Source organism: Granulicatella adiacens ATCC 49175 (assembly GCF_025150565.1).
Classification (GTDB): domain Bacteria; phylum Bacillota; class Bacilli; order Lactobacillales; family Aerococcaceae; genus Granulicatella; species Granulicatella adiacens.
This window is the reverse complement of the sequence record NZ_CP102283.1, coordinates 1491086-1509677: the sequence shown is the minus strand read 5'-3', so window position 1 is coordinate 1509677 and position 18592 is coordinate 1491086. Positions and strand designations below refer to the sequence as shown.

Below are 18592 nucleotides of genomic sequence, written 5' to 3'. Positions count from 1 at the left end.
GCCTAGCTTATTTTTTATATTTTTAATTGTGTTTTTTTGTAAGAACTTTAATACGGTCTGCAAGAAAGACTGCAATCACTAATTTCCCTAAATCAGGAAGAATGAACGGATATAAACCGAAGCCAAGGATTTGTTGAAGACTTAGTTCTTGCATCTTAATGCTTAAGAGTACAAAGGTCATATAAGGAATTCCGATGACGTAGAAAATGACTTCACCAACAAGTGCGGCTAGAACCCATCCAAAAATATTGTTGATACGGTTTCCAATAAATGAGATGACAGGTGCAGCAACCATAAATCCAATTACAAAACCAAATGATGGAGAAATAAATAATGCAGTACCTCCTCCTAATAAGAAAAGTAATAGGAAGTGAATAAATTGAGCAGCAAATGCAGCAACTGGTGGCAAGAGTAGTGATGCCAAAATAACTGTAGCAGTTTGTGCTGAGAATGGTACTGGTCCAATCGGGATTTTTAAGTAGCTAGATACGTAGCAGAGTGCACCAATAAGTGCAGCAAGTACAATTGTTTGAATTGATAATTTTTTCATGTGTTTAACTCCTAATGATTTAATTTTCTGGGCGAATACTTACTTCGCCATATGATAATGAATGAATGGATCCATCGTCTGTTTGAACGATGAGATGACCGTTATTGTCCACGCTTTTTGCAGTGGCGGGATATGTTTTCATACCGCTAATGACATTGATTTTCTTTCCGACAATAATCGAATGAGATTTATACTCTTCCATGAAGTCACGCTTACCCGAATTGATGGCCTCGTAGCATTGATTCCATTCTTTAAGGAAACGAGCTACAAATTCGTTGCGGCTAAAACTTTTGGGAATCTCTTGCGGAGAAAAGAGGGAACCGATAATTGGTTTTAAGTCCTCTGGAATAATGGCGTCGTCGATATGCAAATTAATTCCCATGCCAACAATCAACGCATCCACCCTTTGAGCTTCAATATTTGTTACCGCCTCTGTTAAGATGCCAGCAATCTTTTTATCGTGGTAGTAGAGATCGTTTACCCATTTAATTCCGACGGTTTCGTGAATGAAAGATTCTACTGCACGCGTTGCGGCAACAGCCGTAGCGCAAGTGATTAATGAAATACTATCCAAATCACCTTCAGGAAAAATACAGATGCTCATGTATAAACCAGATTTGGGAGGTGAGAGGAAGGTTCTTCCGAGACGGCCACGTCCAGCTGTTTGCTCTTCGGCAATAAAAAAGGTTGGAACCCTTTCTCCTGAAGCACCATAATTTTTAGCTAAATCATTGGTTGAAGTGGTTTTCTCAAAGACTTGAATATCCCAATCTTGTAATTGTTCACCTAGATGAGTCCGAATGCCTTCAAGGGTTAACAAATCTGTCTGTCTGGATAATTGATAACCTACTTTTGTGCTTGAGGTAATTTCGTAACCGTCTTTTTTTAATTGCTGAATAGCTTTCCACACTGCGGTTCGAGAAAGTTTCAATTGGTCAGCGATATCTTGTCCAGAAAGGGGTTTGTCTACGGTGCTATATAATAGACGTAAAACTTCCTGTTTAGTACTCATAATAGCCTCCTTTCGTCAATATTCATGTTTTTAAGTGTAACAGATTTCAATTGATTGTCAACTGTATTTTTTATGCAGGTTAACAATTGCTATAAATGGTTAAAATATAGCAGATTCTTATAGGAACATGGTATAATAACTGAGAAGATTTAGTGAAAGGAATTTTAGTATGAGAAAATTAGTCATTAACGGTGGGAAACCATTAAAAGGTGAAGTGACCATTAGTGGAGCAAAAAATAGTACAGTAGCTTTAATTCCGGCTGCTATTATCGCTGAAGAACCAGTAGTATTAGAAGGTGTACCAGACATCCAAGATGTTGCTGCATTAATTGAGATTTTAAATGATTTTAACGTGAAAACAGAATATATAGATGGCACATTAACCATTGATCCAACGGAAATGAAATCCATCCCAATGCCAAAAGGAAAAATCCAAAGTATGAGAGCTTCTTATTATTTTATGGGAGCAACTCTTGCGAAGTTTGGAGAAGGCGTGGTAGGACTTCCTGGCGGGTGTTTCTTAGGACCACGACCAATCGATCAACATTTAAAAGGATTCAAAGCTTTAGGTGCCAATGTAGTAGATCATGATGGGGCAATCTATTTATCAACCGATGAAGAAGGTCTAGTAGGAACAAAAATTTATATGGACGTTGTTTCTGTAGGGGCAACCATCAACGTTTTATTAGCTGCTGTTCGTGCTAAAGGAAAAACGATTATTGAGAATGCCGCTCGTGAACCTGAGATTATCGATGTAGTGACACTGTTAAATAAAATGGGTGCCAATATTAAAGGAGCAGGAACAAGTATGATTCGTGTGGAAGGAGTAGAAAGACTCCACGGATGTAGTCATACAATTATCCCTGACCGCATTGAAGCAGGAACTTATTTATCAGTTGCCGCAGCAGTTGGAGAAGGAGTTCGCGTTAAAAATGTCATTTTTGAACACTTAGAAAGTCTCATTGCAAAGATGGATGAGATGGGCGTCAAGATGGAAGTTGGAGAGGATGATATCTATGTTTATCCTTCTACAAATCTTAAGGCAGTGAATATTAAAACCATGCCGTATCCAGGATTTGCTACAGACCTGCAACAAACGATTACTCCATTATTTATGAAAGCAAATGGGACTGCGATGATTGTAGACACCATTTATCCAAAACGTGTTGGGCATGTTCCAGAATTAAATCGTATGGGAGCCCATGGAAAAGTGATTGAAGATATTATTACATTTGAAGGACCAACGCCTCTAGTAGGAGCAGAAGTTGCTGCAAGTGATCTTCGTGCTGGAGCTGGACTTGTAGTCGCGGGATTAATGGCTGAAGGAACGACTAAGATTTCTAATATTGAACATATTCTTAGAGGTTATTCAAATATTGTTGAGAAACTTCAAGCTCTAGGTGCTGATATTACGATGATTGAAGAATAAGAAGGGACAATATGCCAGAACAAGTAGAAACTGTTACCTTGCAAAGTTTGCAAGAAAAGACTTTAAAAGAGATGTACGGCTTTGCTAAACATTATAAAATTCCTTATTATGGCCAGATGAATAAAAAGGAATTGGCACTTGCGATTATTCGCGCCCAAGAAGAAGCTACGGGATTTTTTCAAGTAGAAGGGGTCTTGGATATTAATCGCGCAGAGGGCTTTGGATTCCTTAGACCCATCAACTACTCAAGTAGTCAAGAAGACATTTACATCTCTTCTTCCCAAATCAGACGCTTTGATCTTCGAAATGGAGATTTAGTGAGTGGAACTGCACGTCCTCCTCGCCAAGGAGAGAAGTTCAATGGGTTGATGCAAGTGGGATTTGTAAATGGAAAAGATCCCGAAGAGGCAAAAGAAAGAGATCATTTCCCAGGACTTACACCACTTTATCCAGAAAAGCAAATGATTTTGGAAACAACAAGAGGGCGAATCGCCTCTAGAATGCTGGATTTAATTTGTCCGATTGGCTTTGGGCAACGAGGGCTAATTGTTGCTCCACCAAAAGCAGGGAAGACAAGTTTATTAAAAGAAATTGCTAATGGAATTACGACCAATCATCCAGATGCTGAGTTGATTATTTTATTAATCGATGAACGACCAGAAGAAGTAACAGATATTGAACGAACAGTAAATGCTGAGGTGGTTTATTCAACGTTTGATCAGCTCCCAGAAAATCATATTAAGATTAGTGAATTAGTATTGGAACGTGCTTTGCGACTAGTGGAGGACGGGAGAGATGTCATTATTTTAATGGACAGCTTGACACGATTAGCTAGAGCATATAATTTAACGATTCCACCTTCAGGAAGAACTTTAAGCGGGGGGATTGATCCTGCTGCTTTCTATCGCCCTAAAAAATTCTTTGGTTCGGCTAGAAATATTGAAGAAGGCGGAAGTTTGACGATTTTAGCGACTGCTTTAGTTGAAACGGGAAGTCGAATGGATGATGTCATTTATGAAGAGTTTAAAGGAACTGGAAATTCAGAAATCCATCTTTCAAGAGAACTTGCAGAAAGAAGAGTGTTTCCTGCGATTGACGTTAAGCGCTCAGGAACGCGTAAAGAAGAAATGTTACTTTCAAAAGAAATCATTGATGTGATATGGAAAGTGCGTCATTCGATTAAAGGTGATGGGCTTGAGACAAGTGAGCAACTAGTGAAACAGTTGAAAGAAACAAAGTCCAATGACGATTTTATTCGTCGATTAAACTTACTAGGTTAATCTAACATCCCCTAAGTTTTTTCTTAGGGGATGTTGTTTTTTATGTCAAACGGAATTTTATTTAGAATGCTCCTTATGGTAGAATAAAAGAAGGAGTGATTTCACGTGAAAAAGAAAAAAGTAATCAAAACAAATGCTGTAAGAATGGTAGAACAAGCCAAGATCCCCTATGTTATTCATGAGTATGATGTGGATACCGCTCATTTAGATGCGCTTCATGCTGCAGATGGAATGGGAATTCCTGTTGAAGAAGTGTATAAAACGATTGTGTTAACAGGGGATAGAACAGGGCATCTAGTTGCTTGTATTGCCGCTCATAAGGAATTAGATTTAAAACAGGTGGCAAAAATTTCAGGGAATAAGAGAGTTGAATTACTATCTCTAGATCAGCTCGAACCTCTTACTGGGTATGTGCGCGGAGGTTGCTCTCCCATCGGTATGAAAAAGAAATTTCCAACTTTTATTGAGGAGAGTGCGATGCACCATAAGACTATTCGCATCTCAGCGGGAAAGCGTGGTTTGCAAATGGAATTGGCACCGAAAGACTTACAAAAAATGACTGAAGCAACCTTGTTTAATAATGCTAGTCATGAGGAAATTGATGAGTGATTTAACGATTCTTCACGTGAATGATATGCACTCAAATTTTCATTCGTTAAAAACGCAAACGAATTTTATGAGGGCCAGAAGGAAAGAACTTGAAGAATTAGGTCACACTGTTTGGGCAGTTGATTTAGGAGACTTGATTGATCGAGTTCATCCTCTTGTGGAAGCAAAAAATGGGCAAATTGCGTCGGCCATTTTGAATCAGCAAAAAATAGATTTTGTAACACTAGGAAATAATGAAGGGACTGCTTATACTCCAGAAGAACTAGAAGGTGCCTATAAGGAAAAGGAGTTTAAAGTCATTATCTCTAATGTGAAGTGGCAATCTACAGGGGAAACACCGCCTTATGCAACTGAAATCCAATTCGAAAAAATTGATCAGTGTAGTATTGCGATACTAGGGCTGACAGCTTCCTATCCAGAAAGTTATGAACCGAATGGATATTGGATTGAAGACCCTTTAAAAACGCTTGAAAGATTAGTTCCTAGACTTGCTAGTGAGGGACACCAAATTATCCTTTTATCCCATTTAGGTATTGATTTGGATACCTTGATAGCCGAATCGTATCCAGAAATTCAAGTGATTCTTGGAGCACACACACATCATTTATTTAAAGAAGGAAAAAGGGTAAACCAAACACTCTTAACGGGTGGGTTCAAATATGGTGCTTACATTGGAGAGCTCCATTTAAAAACCGAGAAAGAAAAGCTGATTTCTTTAGAAGAAAGTATGATTGAAGTTGAAACGCTAAAAGAGGATTCTGCCACAGATGAAGGAAAAATCTACCTAGAAGAAGGAATCAAATTACTCAAAGAAAATATTGTTCTTCGTCAGATTCCAGATTATTCAGTAAGAGACTTGGCACAACTTTCCCTTGAAGCCATGATTAGGCAAACAGGGATTCCAATTGCATTTACGTATACTGGTCTCTTCGTGCATGAGTTTAAGAAGGGGGCGTTAACGAAGTTTGATTTACATGACTGTATGCCTCATCCGATTCACTTAAATAAAAGTCAATTTTCTGTAAAAAATTTCAAACAATTACTCCGAGTTTTTGAAGAACAACAACCAGAATTACTAGAAAAAGCTATTCGCGGATATGGTTTTCGTGGTAAACTATTTGGAGAGATCTTATATACTGGTTTTTCTAAAAAGGGTGAAGAAATTATCGTCAATGGAAAAGTTTTAGCAGACGATGAAATCATTACATTTGTGTGCCCAGACCATATGCGTTTTGTTCCTTTTTTCCCGATGATTGAAGAAAAAGGCATCAACCAAATTTTATATCCAGATTTATTAAGAACGATTATTGAAAAAGAATTAATTTTTAAAGAAAGGAACTATCATGACTGAGAAAACCGTAGAGACGCTTTCAGATGAATTGAGTCAAGTTTTGCAAGAAATTGTGACGAATCCTGAAGAAGAACCAAAAAGAGCGGTGGTAGTGGACGAAAAGACAATTTTGGTCGATGAGGTACATTACCAAATCATTGAAGATTATAGAAACGGCTTTAATATTGAAGCATTCAATGAACGATATAACGATATTTTTGAGCGTTATGACTATATTGTAGGGGATTGGGGCCATGAAAAATTACGATTAAAGGGCTTCTTTAAACATTCTCATAAATTAGCAACACCAGATAGAGATATTGATTATTTACAAGAGTATATTTTGGAATATTGCAATTTTGGCTGTCAGTATTTTGTATTAGAAAGAGATCCTGAGGCAAAACACAAACCTGTTCTTGAGGAAGAAAAACCACAACGACCAAGACGTGAGAGAAGTTCTCAAAGAAAACGCCAAAATAATCCAAGACGAGAGCATGTATTTAGTCCAGTAGATTTAGATGCTCCTGCGAGAAATCAACAAAATCGTAAATTCAAAGAGAAATCTCAAAATCGTCAAAAGCGTCGCAATAATGAAACAAATCCGCGCAATAAAAAAGAACAAGATTTTAATCTAAAAGAATTTATTCCAAAAGAGACAATGAAGGAATATGGAGAAAAGACTTTTAAACCGAAAACGAAGAAATCAAATTCGCAACATTTCTCAATGAAAGAAGTTGAAAAATCTTCAAGTAGCAAGGTGAAAAAAAGTGTCGTTAAAAATCCTCAGAAAAAAGGATTCCATATTAGAGAAAACCAACAAAGAGGGAAATAAATGTATAAAGCGTATTTTATTGATTTAGACGGAACCATGTATAAGGGAAAGGAACGGATTCCCACTGCAGAAGCTTTTATTAAAAGACTACAGGAAGCCAATATCCCGTTTTTATTCGTAACAAATAATGCGACGAAAACTCCTGAACAAGTGGCTCAAAACTTGCGTGAAAATTATGGGACAAATGTTGAAGCAGCTGAAGTGTATACGAGCGGCGTTGCTGCTGTAGATTACATAAAATCGCACTACCCAGTGGAGCGTATTATGGTAATCGGAGAAGAAGCGATTAAGAACCAAGTAAAAACAGCGGGCTTTACACTGGATTCAGAAAATCCTGAATTAGTTTTACAATCTTTAGATCGAAATGTTACTTATAAAGATTTAGAGAAAGCGACTTTAGCTATTAGAGGTGGAGCAACTTATATTGTTACAAATATCGATTCCAATTTACCGAGTGAAAAAGGCCCTGTTCCTGGTTCAGGAGCAATAACAGGATTCTTAAAAGTAGCTACCCAAGTGGAACCGATTGTTATTGGTAAACCTAGTAGTATCATTATGGAATCAGCATTAGACTATCTTAATACGAAGTTCCCTAACTCACATTTTTCAAAAGAAGACATTGCCATGGTTGGAGATAATTATCAAACAGATATTCAAGCAGGTATTCAATATGGAATGGATACAATTATGGTCTTAACTGGATTTTCTACAAAAGAAACATTGTTGAACGTAGAGGAACAACCAACCCATTTAGTAGAGGATTTGAGTAAATGGAACATTTAATGAGACCTTATCGAGTTCAAAAATGGGGGATCGCTACTGCTCTATTTTTATTCTGGTTAAGTTTAGGAATTACCTTTGTGATCTTTTTCGAACCTCTATACCATTGGTCCATTCAGTGGTTTGGAGTAGAAAAAATGACTGGATACAGTGCAGATGTTCTTAAAACAAATTATCATGAACTGATAGGATATTTGACGAATCCATTGAATGATTCACTGGTGATGAGTAATTTTACGAGTTCTCAGCAAGGATTATTTCATTTTTTTGAAGTCAAAAGGCTATTCTTTATTAATTTTGCGATATTCCTTTCATCTGGTTTAGTCAGCTTTTTTGGAATTCGGTCCTTAAAACAAAGGCGTCTAACATGGCTTTTGAGAAGGCCAATTCGGTGGCTAGTTCTTGTTCCGATTTTCGTTTGTGTTGGTATTGCAAGCTTTTTTAATACATTGTTTATTAAATTTCATGAGCTCTTTTTTAACAATGATGCTTGGATTTTTGATCCCAAGAAAGATCCTATTATTTTAGCTTTGCCAGAAGAATTTTTTATGGTTTGCTTTATTGTGGTCTTTAGCATATTACTACTCGGGTTATTGGGAACCAATGTATTGATTAAAAATTTAAAAGAAATCTAGTCTTTTTATACGAGAAGTGACCTTTTATCGAAGGTTGCTTCTCTTTTTTTATAAAAATATTCATTTTTGGAAGCACTACTCATGAAAAAATGATATGATAGGGATAGCGAATTTTTTAAGGATTGGGGGAATGAATCAATGAAATTATCGATTGTAATTCCATTTTATAACGAAGAAAATATGATTCAAAAAATGTATGATGCTTTAGTAAAAGAAATTAATCAAATCACACAAGCTGAATTTGAATTAATTTTTATTAACGACGGGAGTAAAGATCGTACTTTTGAGAAGATGCTGGCCATTGCAGATGCAGATTCTCGCGTAAAATACATTAGTTTTAGTAGAAATTTTGGTAAAGAAGCTGGGACGATAGCAGGTCTAGAATACGCAACTGGGGAAGCTGTGATTTTAATGGATGGAGACTTACAACATCCACCTGCACTATTACCTAAGATGATAGCGGCTTATCAAGAAGGCTATGATGTTGTTAGCGCGAGACGTACACGGACAGGAGAGAAACCGCACCGTACGTTTTTAGCAAAACATTTTTACAAATTAGCCAATAAGATGATGGACATTGAATTAATGGATGGAGTATCAGAATTCCGTTTATTCAGTCGTAAAGCCGTTCGTGCCATTTTATCTTTACAAGAATATAACCGTTTTTCTAAAGGAATTTTTTCTTGGATTGGCTTCAAAGAAAAAGTAATTGAATATGAAAATCAAGTTCGTACAGTGGGAGAAACTAAGTACTCATTGAAGTTTTCGTTGAATTATGCTATTCAAGGGATTTTATCTTTCAATGACAAACCATTGCGAATGTGTATTAACTTAGGTCTTTTCTGTTTAATGATTTCAGTCGCTTATGTATTGTGGTCATTTGTACAATATTTTGTAGCCCCTGACACGATGGTTAGTGGATATTTCACAACTATTTTTTCAGTAGTTCTTTTTGGAGGAATTCAACTGATTTCTATCGGCGTGTTAGGCGAATACATTGGAAAAATTTATTACGAAGTTAAAAAACGCCCTCATTATCTTGTGGATCAAACCAACATGACTCAGAAAGGAGAGCAAAATGACAACTAAGAAAAAAGTCTATTTAGCTAGTTTCCTAGCTCCGATGCTAATTATGCTCGTAGCTTGGATCATAGATGGATTTTTCCCTTTTGGTGCTAAATCATTAATGGCGGTTGATTTTAATGCACAATATATTGGTCTCTATGCCTATTTTAAACATTTATTTTTAAATGGAGATTGGAGCAGTTTTTTCTATTCGTTCTCTAAGTCGATTGGAGGAGGAATGCTTGGGATTTGGGGATTTAATTTATTGAGTCCTTTTAATTTTCTGTTTCTATTGTTTTCTGAAGAGAATTTTCAATGGGTTGTTCCTGTGACCATTGCCTTACGTTATGGAACGATGGGTCTAACAATGACGCACTTTTTAGTAAAGCGATATGATGGCTTAAAGAAAAAAGCCTATTTATTACCAATTGTAGCGACAATCTATGCATTAAATGGGTTTAATGTTAGTTATCAAATGAACCCTATTTTTTACGATGGCATGATTGTCTTGCCACTTGTATTAATCGGAGTAGAACAAGTTTTAGATAATGAATCTTCAAAGGGCTATATCGGAATGCTTGCTCTTGCATTGTTTGTTCATTTCTATATGGGCTATATGACCTGTATCTTTGTGGTGATTTATGCATTCTTTTATATTATCCGCTCTAAAGAGTTTACGAACTTCAAAATTACGTTTGAACGTTTGTTGAAATTAGCGAGTGCTTCCATTATTGCAGTAGGGATGGTTGCAGTCATTCTATTGCCGATTATTATTAGTTTAGTTTCTACAAAAGGTGGATTACAAAGCTCTTTAAAATTTGAATGGACTTTGCAAATCAATCCTTTAGAAATTTTGGCTAAATTATTTTTAGGAGCTTTCGACAATGAATCTTGGCCAGCAGGACCAAACTTGCCAAATATTTATGTTGCAAGTTTAGGTATTTTAGGGACTATTTACTATTTTGTTTCTAATAAAATTACAAAATGGGGCAAGATTGCAGCAGGATTTGTATTAACGATTTTCCTCATTTCATGTGCCCATGAGTTTACAAGTAAATTATGGCATATGGGTCAAAACCCTGCCGGATTCTTCTATCGTTTTTCATGGATTATTGCTTTCTTCTTGATTTATCTTTCTTATTTAAGTTTAAGAGAAATGGAACGTTTTACTCCAAAAGAAGCGAGTATTTTATTTGTCGGTATGGCCATTATTTTTGTGATTGTTCAGTATCAAACTCATTCATTCTTGACGGTTTGGCAACGCATAGCCACAATCGGAATTTATATGATTATCCTTCTTGCTTTATTCTGGACAAAGGTAAAGAAACCATGGGTCGTTATTGCAGCACTCACGGTGGTTGAACTGACGGCAAATGCGGCTATTGTTCAGTCTAGAGTGGGGTATACAGATGCCTATAAGTATCATGATGCGGTACTTCAATTAAAAGAAGCGATTAATCCGATTAGACCAGATCATTCTGATTTTTATCGTATTAATAAATCATTTAATTTAAGTAAAAATGATCCATTTATGGTGGATTATCCAGGGTTATCTGTATTTAGTTCTAACTTAGAAAATAGTACGAGAGATTTATTTGACCGATTAGGAAATAACGGAATTAATGCTACTACTTATTATCAAGGTACGCCTTTCCAAGATGCGCTATTCTCTGTGAAATATTTAGTAGCTCCAAAACCTGTATATACGAAGGAATATCCGGATACCTCTAAAATGTACGTATTTGGAAATATGGTAACCAGAAAAGATATTACGACTAAAGAACCTGTGTTTGAAGCAACTAGAACGATTACTTATCAAGGTGGTCCAATTTTACCAATTGCATTTGGAGTGAATGATGATACGACGAAGGTTAAACTTGAAAATCATCAACCTATTCAAAACCATAATAAAATTGTTCAAGCAATGGGACAAACGAGTGAGTCTTACTTAACGATTCTAGCTGCCAATGATGTGCAATTAGAAAATATGGAAGTGTTTGATTCTTCAAAACCTGAAACGTATCGACGAATTGATTCTTCAAAACCAGGAAAGATTACATATCATTTAGTTCCTCAGTCTTCTGAAGACTATTGGGTATCGATTCCTCAGATTCTTTCTCATTCGAATAAAAATAACGTTAGAATTTTGCTGAATGGAAATAGTTATGATTTCCAAAATAAATTTCAACAAGCACAATTAATTCAAATTGCTCACAACTCACTTGGAAAAGCAGTAGATTTGACGATTGAAATTGATTCGAATGAAGAATTTAACCTTTCAGGCTTACGTCTAGCAAGAACGAATGGCACTTTAGCCAATCGCATTATCGAAGAACGACAACGCCAAGGCTTAAAAGTAGAACACTGGAATCAAAGTAGTTTTAAAGGAACTGTAAATATTACGGATGATAGTACTTGGATGATGACAAGTATTCCATATGATAGAGGATGGACAGTGAAGGTAGATGGAAAAGTAGTTGGAACTAAGAAAATTTGGGATAGTTTATTAGCCTTCCCAATTACTTCTGGAGAACATACTATTGAGATGACCTATTTACCAGATGGCTTTATGGCAGGCTTAATCATTTCTATTTTCTCTATCGTAATTTACGGAGTTGCAATTTATAAAAAGTGGATTTAATCCAGTAGGAGTAGACTGTAATGACAATTTCAAAATTGAAATTAAAGTATAGTTCGTTATTTTTTATTCCATTTATATTGATGTTGGGGGTCTTCCTATGTTTAGGTTTGACCCCTTTTTCAAAAAGTTCTATTCATAGTGGAGATTTTCTTTCTCAATACTTTCCATTATATATAGGATTACATAAAATGTTTTGGAATGGCGATTTTAGCGGACTGTTTTGGTCATTTGAAAAATCATTAGGAGGAGCAATGCCGAGTGTGTGGGGATTTAATAGTTTAAGTCCGTTCACTTTTTTATATGTGCTTTTTCCTATCTCGAGTTTTCATGTCATCAGTTATATCATTCCTTTAATTCGTTTTGGAGTTATGGGAGTGGTATTTGGTTATTTTATTGAGAAAAAATATCAAGCTGTATCGAAACGATACTGGCTCGCAGTTGGATTATGTACTTCTTATGCTTTAAGTGGTTTTATCATTTCTCAGCATTATAATCCTAATTTTTTAGATAATTTGGTTTATGTTCCTTTTATCTTTTTGGGGATTGAGGATATTTTCCATGGAAAGAAATCCATAAAACTTCCCGTATTTTTAGCACTTAGTTTGATTACCAATTTCTATACAGGATATATGATGTGCCTTTTGATTATTCTATACACCATGTATATCGCTTTTTCTGAAGAAATAGCGTGGAAAGAAACTTTTGCAAAAATCATGCGAGTAGCTCTTTTTTCTCTCATTGGAGTAGGGATGGCTGCATTTTGGCTGTTACCGGTTTTCAGTGCATTATTAGAAAGCAAAGCCAGCGCTAGTAGTACATTTGAATGGTCCTTTAAAGCGGTTAATGACTTAGTTTCAATGAGTCAAAAATTTATCGTAGGATCTTTCGGGGAAAAAGAATGGGGAGATCCGCAAGCACTTCCTCAGCTATTTGTAGGGAGTCTAGGATTGTTTGGGTTGTTCACCTTTTATGCCTGTCAGGAAATTACCTTAAGGAAAAAAATCATGGCGTCCATTGTGCTAGTTGCAATGATATTGTCTTTTCATATTCAAGGGTTAGATCAAATTTGGCATATGGGACAAAGACCAGTAGGCTTCTATTTTAGAAACTCTTGGATTGCTAATTCGTTTCTATTTGTACTTGCTTCAGAGAGCTTAATGAAATGGAAGGCTGAATTTAATTGGACTCATGTAATAGTGACATCTGTCGGATTTGGGAGTATCCTAGTTTCTTCGTTGATGACTTCTCTAAAAATTGTGGATGCCTCACAAAAAATACTCGCTTTCGTCATTTGGACAATCGTTTTAATGATTGTTTTTATTCCAAAAATCAATATTCGAAGAAGATATCAGCTATTGAGTGGAATTGTGTTGTTTGAACTCGCTTTAAACGCCTTTATTGGTTTAAGAAGGGTTCCTTATTTTGTCAGTCGCGATAGTATACAAGAGCAAATGACATTAGCCTCCAAGTTTGACGAAAAATATGGACAAACTCGCCATGATTTTCAGCGGATGGAAATTCATAAAGGACTTTCCTATGCCAATTTTCCGATTGCGTTTGGCTACAATGGGGGTTCTCATTTTACTTCTAGCTTAGAGTATTCGTTGATTCAAAAGTTGGGACAATTAGGCTTAGCTACTTCTCAATCAGTCGCTAATTATAGCAATCGAAATGTCATTCTCGATTCGATGCTTGGTGTTTCTAGAATGATGATGACAGGAGATGAGAAATCGGCTTTTCCTGATATGAGAGGCCTGTATTTAAAAGAAGATTCCTTTGAAAAATATACGGTCTATAAGAATCCATATGTTTTCTCCTTAGGCTTTTTAACCAATGAATCGACGGCTAGAAATGTTCGCTTCAATCAAAATGCTCCGGTTTCGAATCTCAATCAGTTATTGGAAGTCATTGGATTAAATTCGACTTCAGCTCTCAAGGAAATCACTATCCCTAAACCGATTGTTAAAAATCTAAATCAGTCTGGAGAAAAGTTTACGGCGATTAATGAGGAGGAAGAGACACAAATCCAATGGACGATACCGTTGAGTCCAAATAAACTTTATTTTGTTCAAATCCCTGTATCGCAATCAGGAAATATTAATAAATCTAAAGTAATGCTTGACGGGACGAATTATTCTTATGAAGTTCGGTTCCATTCGAATCAGCTTTGGCCAATTGGAAATGGAAATCTTGCTTCATCCTTAAATTTCTCTTTTGAAAAAGGAAAGGTCAAAGAATGGAATGTTCAAGACATTAAATTTTATGAATTGGATATTCCAACACTCGCAAATGCTTTAGAACAAACCAAAAAAGAAAATTCTATTACGATTGACTCTTACTCTAATTCGACTGTTAAAGCACATGTAACAGTTACAGATTCGAATCAAGGATTTGCGACCTTTACGATTCCTTATCATTCTGGATGGAGTGTATTGGTCGATGGAAAAAAACAAGAGGTGAAAAAATCACTAGATTTGTTTATGGGCGTGACACTAACAAGAGGTGAACATGAAATTGTTTGGGCTTATGATCCGCCAGGGTTGAAAGTCGGAAGTCTCATTTCCTTATTATCAGTCTGTGTACTAATTTTCCTTTTAAAATACAGTGAAATGGATACCTCAAAGTAAAGAGACAACATCAGAAATAGGAATTATTTCTGATGTTGTTTTTTTTAGTGTCTTTATAGAATCTTATCTTTGAAATCCGCTTAAATTCATGGTTATAATGGCCTGTTAATAAAATAGTATGAGAAGAAATGGGAGGAAGATGTTTTGGATGCAACCACTTTAGGGCAAATGGTTTTGTCAAAAGAAATTAGCCCACTAGAATTAGTTGAAGAGTCTATTCAAAAAGCTACATTATTGAATCCTTCCTTAAATGCTATCGTTTATACACAATATGAGGAAGCCATAGAAAAAGCAAAACGTTTTTCATTAAAGAGTCAACCTTTTGCGGGAGTGCCTATCTTTCTAAAAGACCTAGGGCAAGAGCAGAAGGGGACTATCTGTACTTATGGCTCACGTTTATTCAAAGATGTAAAAAGCATGCAGACAGATAACTTTGTCAAACGTTTAGAAGAGCTTGGGTTTATTATTTTGGGACGTACGAATACGCCGGAGTTCGGCTTTAAGACAGTGAGTGACTCCTTGTTACATGGTCCCGTTCGAAATGCGGTGAATCTTGATCGAAATGCTGGTGGTTCTAGTGGTGGATCTGCTACTGTTGTAGCAAGTGGAATCACGCCGGTTGCTGCAGCAAGTGATGGCGGTGGTTCAATCCGAATTCCCGCAAGCCATAATGGTTTGATTGGACTGAAGCCTTCTAGAGGACGTGTGATTGCAGGCCCTGGTTCATATCGTGGCTGGAATGGTGCAACCGTTCATTTTGCACTGACGAAAACCGTCCAAGATACGAGAAATTTATTGTTCCACCTGCAAGAGTGCCAAATGGAAAGTCCGTTCCCGTTGCCGAAATTAAGTGTTGAAGAACTTTATCCAGCAGAACAGTTAAAACCATTAAGAGTTGCCGTGTTAGTAAAGTCGCCAGTGAGTGAAGCGGTCTCTAAAGATGCTGTGGATGCGGTGATGAAGGCGGCCCATTTTTTTGAAAATCATGGTCATTCCGTGACCCTGCTTCAGAAAGATCCAGTCGACGGTATCGCTCTGCAGAAGGGATTTTATATTATTAGTTCGGTGGAAACAGCGTTGATGTTCCAAAATATTGAACGACAGCTAGGACGATCAGTAACGCGTGGCGATATGGAACTGATGACTTGGGCTATTTATCGAAGTGGGCTTGATATTTCAGGGATGGAATATTCAAAAGTAGCATCCAGTTGGGATCGTTATGCGAATCAGATGGCGCAGTTGCACGAGCAGTATGATGTGCTGTTACTACCAACGGTTGCCCAGCCTGCTCCCGGTCTTAATCCATATGAGTTATCTACAGAATTAACGTCCAAACTCATTCGAATCGATGAGTTTACAAAAGACCAGAAGCAACAATTACTCTGGGAAATGTTTGAGGAGAGCGTAGCAGATACGCCGTTTACACAGCGGTTTAATATTACTGGTCAACCAGCGATTAGTTTGCCAGTTCACTGCACCAAAGAGGGACTTCCAATTGGTGTGCAACTCGCTGCAGCAAAAGGAAGGGAAGACCTTCTCCTACAAATCGCAGAATGGTTTGAGCAAGAACAATTATTACAAGTAACAAAACAGTAGAAAGAAGTGAAAGTGTGATAGAAACAGAAGATTTATTTAAGTCTTTCGAATTAAAAAAAGGAGTCACATTGGACAATCGCTTTGTGCTTTCTCCAATGGTGACGAATTCTTCGACAAAAGAAGGGCATATTACAGAAGATGATTTAAAATACGCCGAGCGTCGTGCGCATGCTGCAGCCCTTCAAATTACAGGAGCGGCCTACGTGAATAAGCATGGACAGCTTTTCGAGTATGGATTTAGCGCGACATCTCTTGATGATATCGAAGGCTTAACTAAACTAGCTAAAGCGATGAAATCAGGTGGAGCTAAAGCAATCCTGCAATTAACGCATGCAGGACGTTTTGCAAGCCATGCCTTAAATCGTGACCGCTATGTGTATGGCCCAAGTGCGATGACATTGCAATCGCCGTTCCCACATGAAGTGAAAGAATTAACCGTAGAAGAAATTCATGGTATTATTGGAGATTATCGCCGCGCTGCACAAATTGCCGTTCAATCTGGATTTGACGGGTTAGAAATTTCATCGGCACAACGACTCCTCATTCAAACCTTTTTCTCCACGTTCTCAAACGAACGTACTGATGAGTATGGCTGTAAGACATTAGAGGACCGTTCAAGAATAGGGATGGAAGTTTTAACGGCTGTCCAAGAAGTGATTGATGAAACTGTTTCAGATGATTTTATTTTAGGATTTCGAGCAACTCCTGAAGAAACGCGTGGAAACCAAATTGGATACACGGTGGATGAGTTTCTTGAGTTCTTCGAAGAAGCTCTTCAGAAAGTGAACATTGACTACTTAGCCATTGCAAGCTGGGGACACGATGTCTTTAGAAATAAAGTTCGTGCCAAAGGACCCCATCAAGGCGAACTCGTTAATAAAGTCGTCTATGACCGTTTGAAAGGACGCGTCGCAGTGATTGCTTCAGGCGGTATTAATTCTAAAGAAAAAGCCCTCGAAGCATTGGAAAATGCAGATTTAGTTGGTCTGTCAACACCATTTATCACGGATCCAGAATTTGCCGTGAAGATTCAAGAAGGTAATGAATCAGAAATTCAATTAACGATTAAACCAGAAGCCCTCGAAGCCTTAGCGATTCCAAAGGCAGCCTTTAAAGATATTGTTCCTTTAATGGACTTTGGGGAGTCGCTTGAAAAAGAAGCTAGAGATTTCTTCAGAGGACTAGAAGTGAACTACGAGGGGAGAAAGACAGATGAAAATTAGTCTTTTAGATTATGGTCTCGTAGATGAAGGAAGGACGAGTGTAGAGGCCATTCGTGAAACGCTAGAGTTGGCGCAATTAGCAGATGAACTTGGATTCCATCGTTTCTGGGTAAGTGAACATCATAATGTGCCAGCACTATCGATTAGTGCTCCAGAAGTGGTTATTCCGTACCTTGCTAGCCACACGAAGAACATTCATATTGGTTCTGGTGGAATTATGGGCTTGCATTATTCGCCGTATAAGGTAGCTGAAATTATGTCAACGCTTGAAGGACTATTCCCGGGACGTGTGGATATTGGTCTTGGCAATTCGCCAGGGACTCCTCTTGTAGGTCGTCACTTACAGTCGCCTTATTCGAAAGAGCAATACGCCCTTTGGTTAGAAAAGCTCCAACAGTATTTAAATGAGGCTCGTCGTAAAGGTGTGGTTGTTCCGGAAACTGTAACGGTTCCTGAACAGTTCCTTCTTGGGATGGGAGGTCAGTCGATTGAGTCTGCGGCCTCTCTAGGATTGAGTTTTGTGTATGGTGTATTTCCATATATTCCTCAAGATCCTGTGGAGTTGGCGAAATCTCTTTCCAAGAAATATCGCAGCAACTTTAAAGCAGGTCCACATAGCAAACCAAGTAACTTTGTACTAGCAGTATTTGTGGTTATTGCAGACACGAGTGAAGAAGCAGAAAGAATGGCGAAACCACTAGATTTATGGATGCTTGGAAAACAGGATTTTGCGGAGTTCCATACCTTCCCAACTCAAAAAGATGTGGAAGAATATGAATTTACACAGCGGGACCGTGAGAAAATCGCAAGCAACCGCAGTCGACTCATCGTGGGAAATCCACGTGAAGTTTACGAGCAAATGGAGGCGCTAAGAGCAGTCTCTAATCCTGACGAGCTCTTATTTATTCCACTCGTCGGTTCAATTGAAAAGAGAAAACGTTCAGTGGAATTACTTGCTGAATTGTATAAAGGAGAAAATTAAA

The 18592-nt window shown here is 37.4% G+C and carries 15 protein-coding genes; 13 read left to right on the top strand and 2 right to left on the bottom strand.

Annotated elements, in window-relative coordinates; translation table 11 throughout:
• Positions 1-22: 22 nt before the first annotated feature.
• Positions 23-550 (bottom strand): biotin transporter BioY, encoded by a 528-nt coding sequence (locus tag NQ540_RS07380; protein ID WP_005606882.1) that lies wholly within the window; start codon positions 548-550, stop codon positions 23-25.
• 19 nt (positions 551-569) lie between these two features.
• Positions 570-1562: a biotin--[acetyl-CoA-carboxylase] ligase gene (locus tag NQ540_RS07375; protein ID WP_005606881.1), complete on the bottom strand. Its 993-nt coding sequence runs from the start codon at positions 1560-1562 to the stop codon at positions 570-572.
• Between the two features lie 169 nt (positions 1563-1731).
• Here NQ540_RS07375 and NQ540_RS07370 point away from each other — a divergent pair, with 169 nt between their 5' ends.
• The 13 genes from NQ540_RS07370 (at position 1732) to NQ540_RS07310 (ending at position 18591) form a co-directional block, all read left to right on the top strand.
• On the top strand, positions 1732-2991 hold the full coding sequence (locus NQ540_RS07370) for a UDP-N-acetylglucosamine 1-carboxyvinyltransferase (RefSeq protein WP_005606880.1): 1260 nt from the start codon (positions 1732-1734) through the stop codon (positions 2989-2991).
• Positions 2992-3002: 11 nt separating this feature from the next.
• The gene (gene rho / locus NQ540_RS07365) at positions 3003-4271 is read left to right on the top strand and encodes a transcription termination factor Rho (protein ID WP_005606878.1); all 1269 of its coding nucleotides are present in this window, start codon (positions 3003-3005) and stop codon (positions 4269-4271) included.
• 105 nt (positions 4272-4376) lie between these two features.
• A complete protein-coding gene (ybaK, locus tag NQ540_RS07360; protein WP_005606876.1) occupies positions 4377-4880 on the top strand; it encodes a Cys-tRNA(Pro) deacylase in 504 nt (167 codons plus the stop codon).
• Positions 4873-6231 carry a bifunctional metallophosphatase/5'-nucleotidase gene (locus NQ540_RS07355; protein ID WP_039849110.1) on the top strand — a complete coding sequence of 453 codons (1359 nt, stop codon included), beginning with the start codon at positions 4873-4875 and terminating at the stop codon, positions 6229-6231. The genes ybaK and NQ540_RS07355 overlap by 8 nt, the downstream gene beginning before the upstream one ends.
• A complete protein-coding gene (locus tag NQ540_RS07350) occupies positions 6224-7042 on the top strand; it encodes a YutD family protein (protein WP_005606872.1) in 819 nt (272 codons plus the stop codon). Before NQ540_RS07355 ends, NQ540_RS07350 begins: the two co-directional genes overlap by 8 nt.
• Positions 7043-7825, top strand: coding sequence for a TIGR01457 family HAD-type hydrolase (locus tag NQ540_RS07345; protein WP_005606870.1), 783 nt, complete (start codon positions 7043-7045; stop codon positions 7823-7825).
• The gene (locus NQ540_RS07340; RefSeq protein WP_005606868.1) at positions 7813-8457 is read left to right on the top strand and encodes a TIGR01906 family membrane protein; all 645 of its coding nucleotides are present in this window, start codon (positions 7813-7815) and stop codon (positions 8455-8457) included. Before NQ540_RS07345 ends, NQ540_RS07340 begins: the two co-directional genes overlap by 13 nt.
• 138 nt (positions 8458-8595) lie before the next feature.
• On the top strand, positions 8596-9546 hold the full coding sequence (pgfS, locus tag NQ540_RS07335; RefSeq protein WP_005606866.1) for a glycosyltransferase PgfS: 951 nt from the start codon (positions 8596-8598) through the stop codon (positions 9544-9546).
• Positions 9536-12163, top strand: a complete 2628-nt coding sequence (locus tag NQ540_RS07330) for a YfhO family protein (RefSeq protein WP_005606865.1) — start codon at positions 9536-9538, stop codon at positions 12161-12163. The genes pgfS and NQ540_RS07330 overlap by 11 nt, the downstream gene beginning before the upstream one ends.
• A 20-nt stretch (positions 12164-12183) precedes the next feature.
• Complete coding sequence (locus tag NQ540_RS07325) at positions 12184-14790, top strand: YfhO family protein (RefSeq protein WP_005606864.1); 2607 nt, start codon at positions 12184-12186, stop codon at positions 14788-14790.
• Positions 14791-14934: 144 nt separating this feature from the next.
• A complete protein-coding gene (locus NQ540_RS07320) occupies positions 14935-16386 on the top strand; it encodes an amidase (protein ID WP_223429370.1) in 1452 nt (483 codons plus the stop codon).
• Positions 16387-16400: 14 nt separating this feature from the next.
• Positions 16401-17609 carry an NADH-dependent flavin oxidoreductase gene (locus NQ540_RS07315; RefSeq protein ID WP_005606861.1) on the top strand — a complete coding sequence of 403 codons (1209 nt, stop codon included), beginning with the start codon at positions 16401-16403 and terminating at the stop codon, positions 17607-17609.
• The gene (locus NQ540_RS07310) at positions 17599-18591 is read left to right on the top strand and encodes an MsnO8 family LLM class oxidoreductase (RefSeq protein ID WP_005606859.1); all 993 of its coding nucleotides are present in this window, start codon (positions 17599-17601) and stop codon (positions 18589-18591) included. The genes NQ540_RS07315 and NQ540_RS07310 overlap by 11 nt, the downstream gene beginning before the upstream one ends.
• Position 18592: the final 1 nt, after the last annotated feature.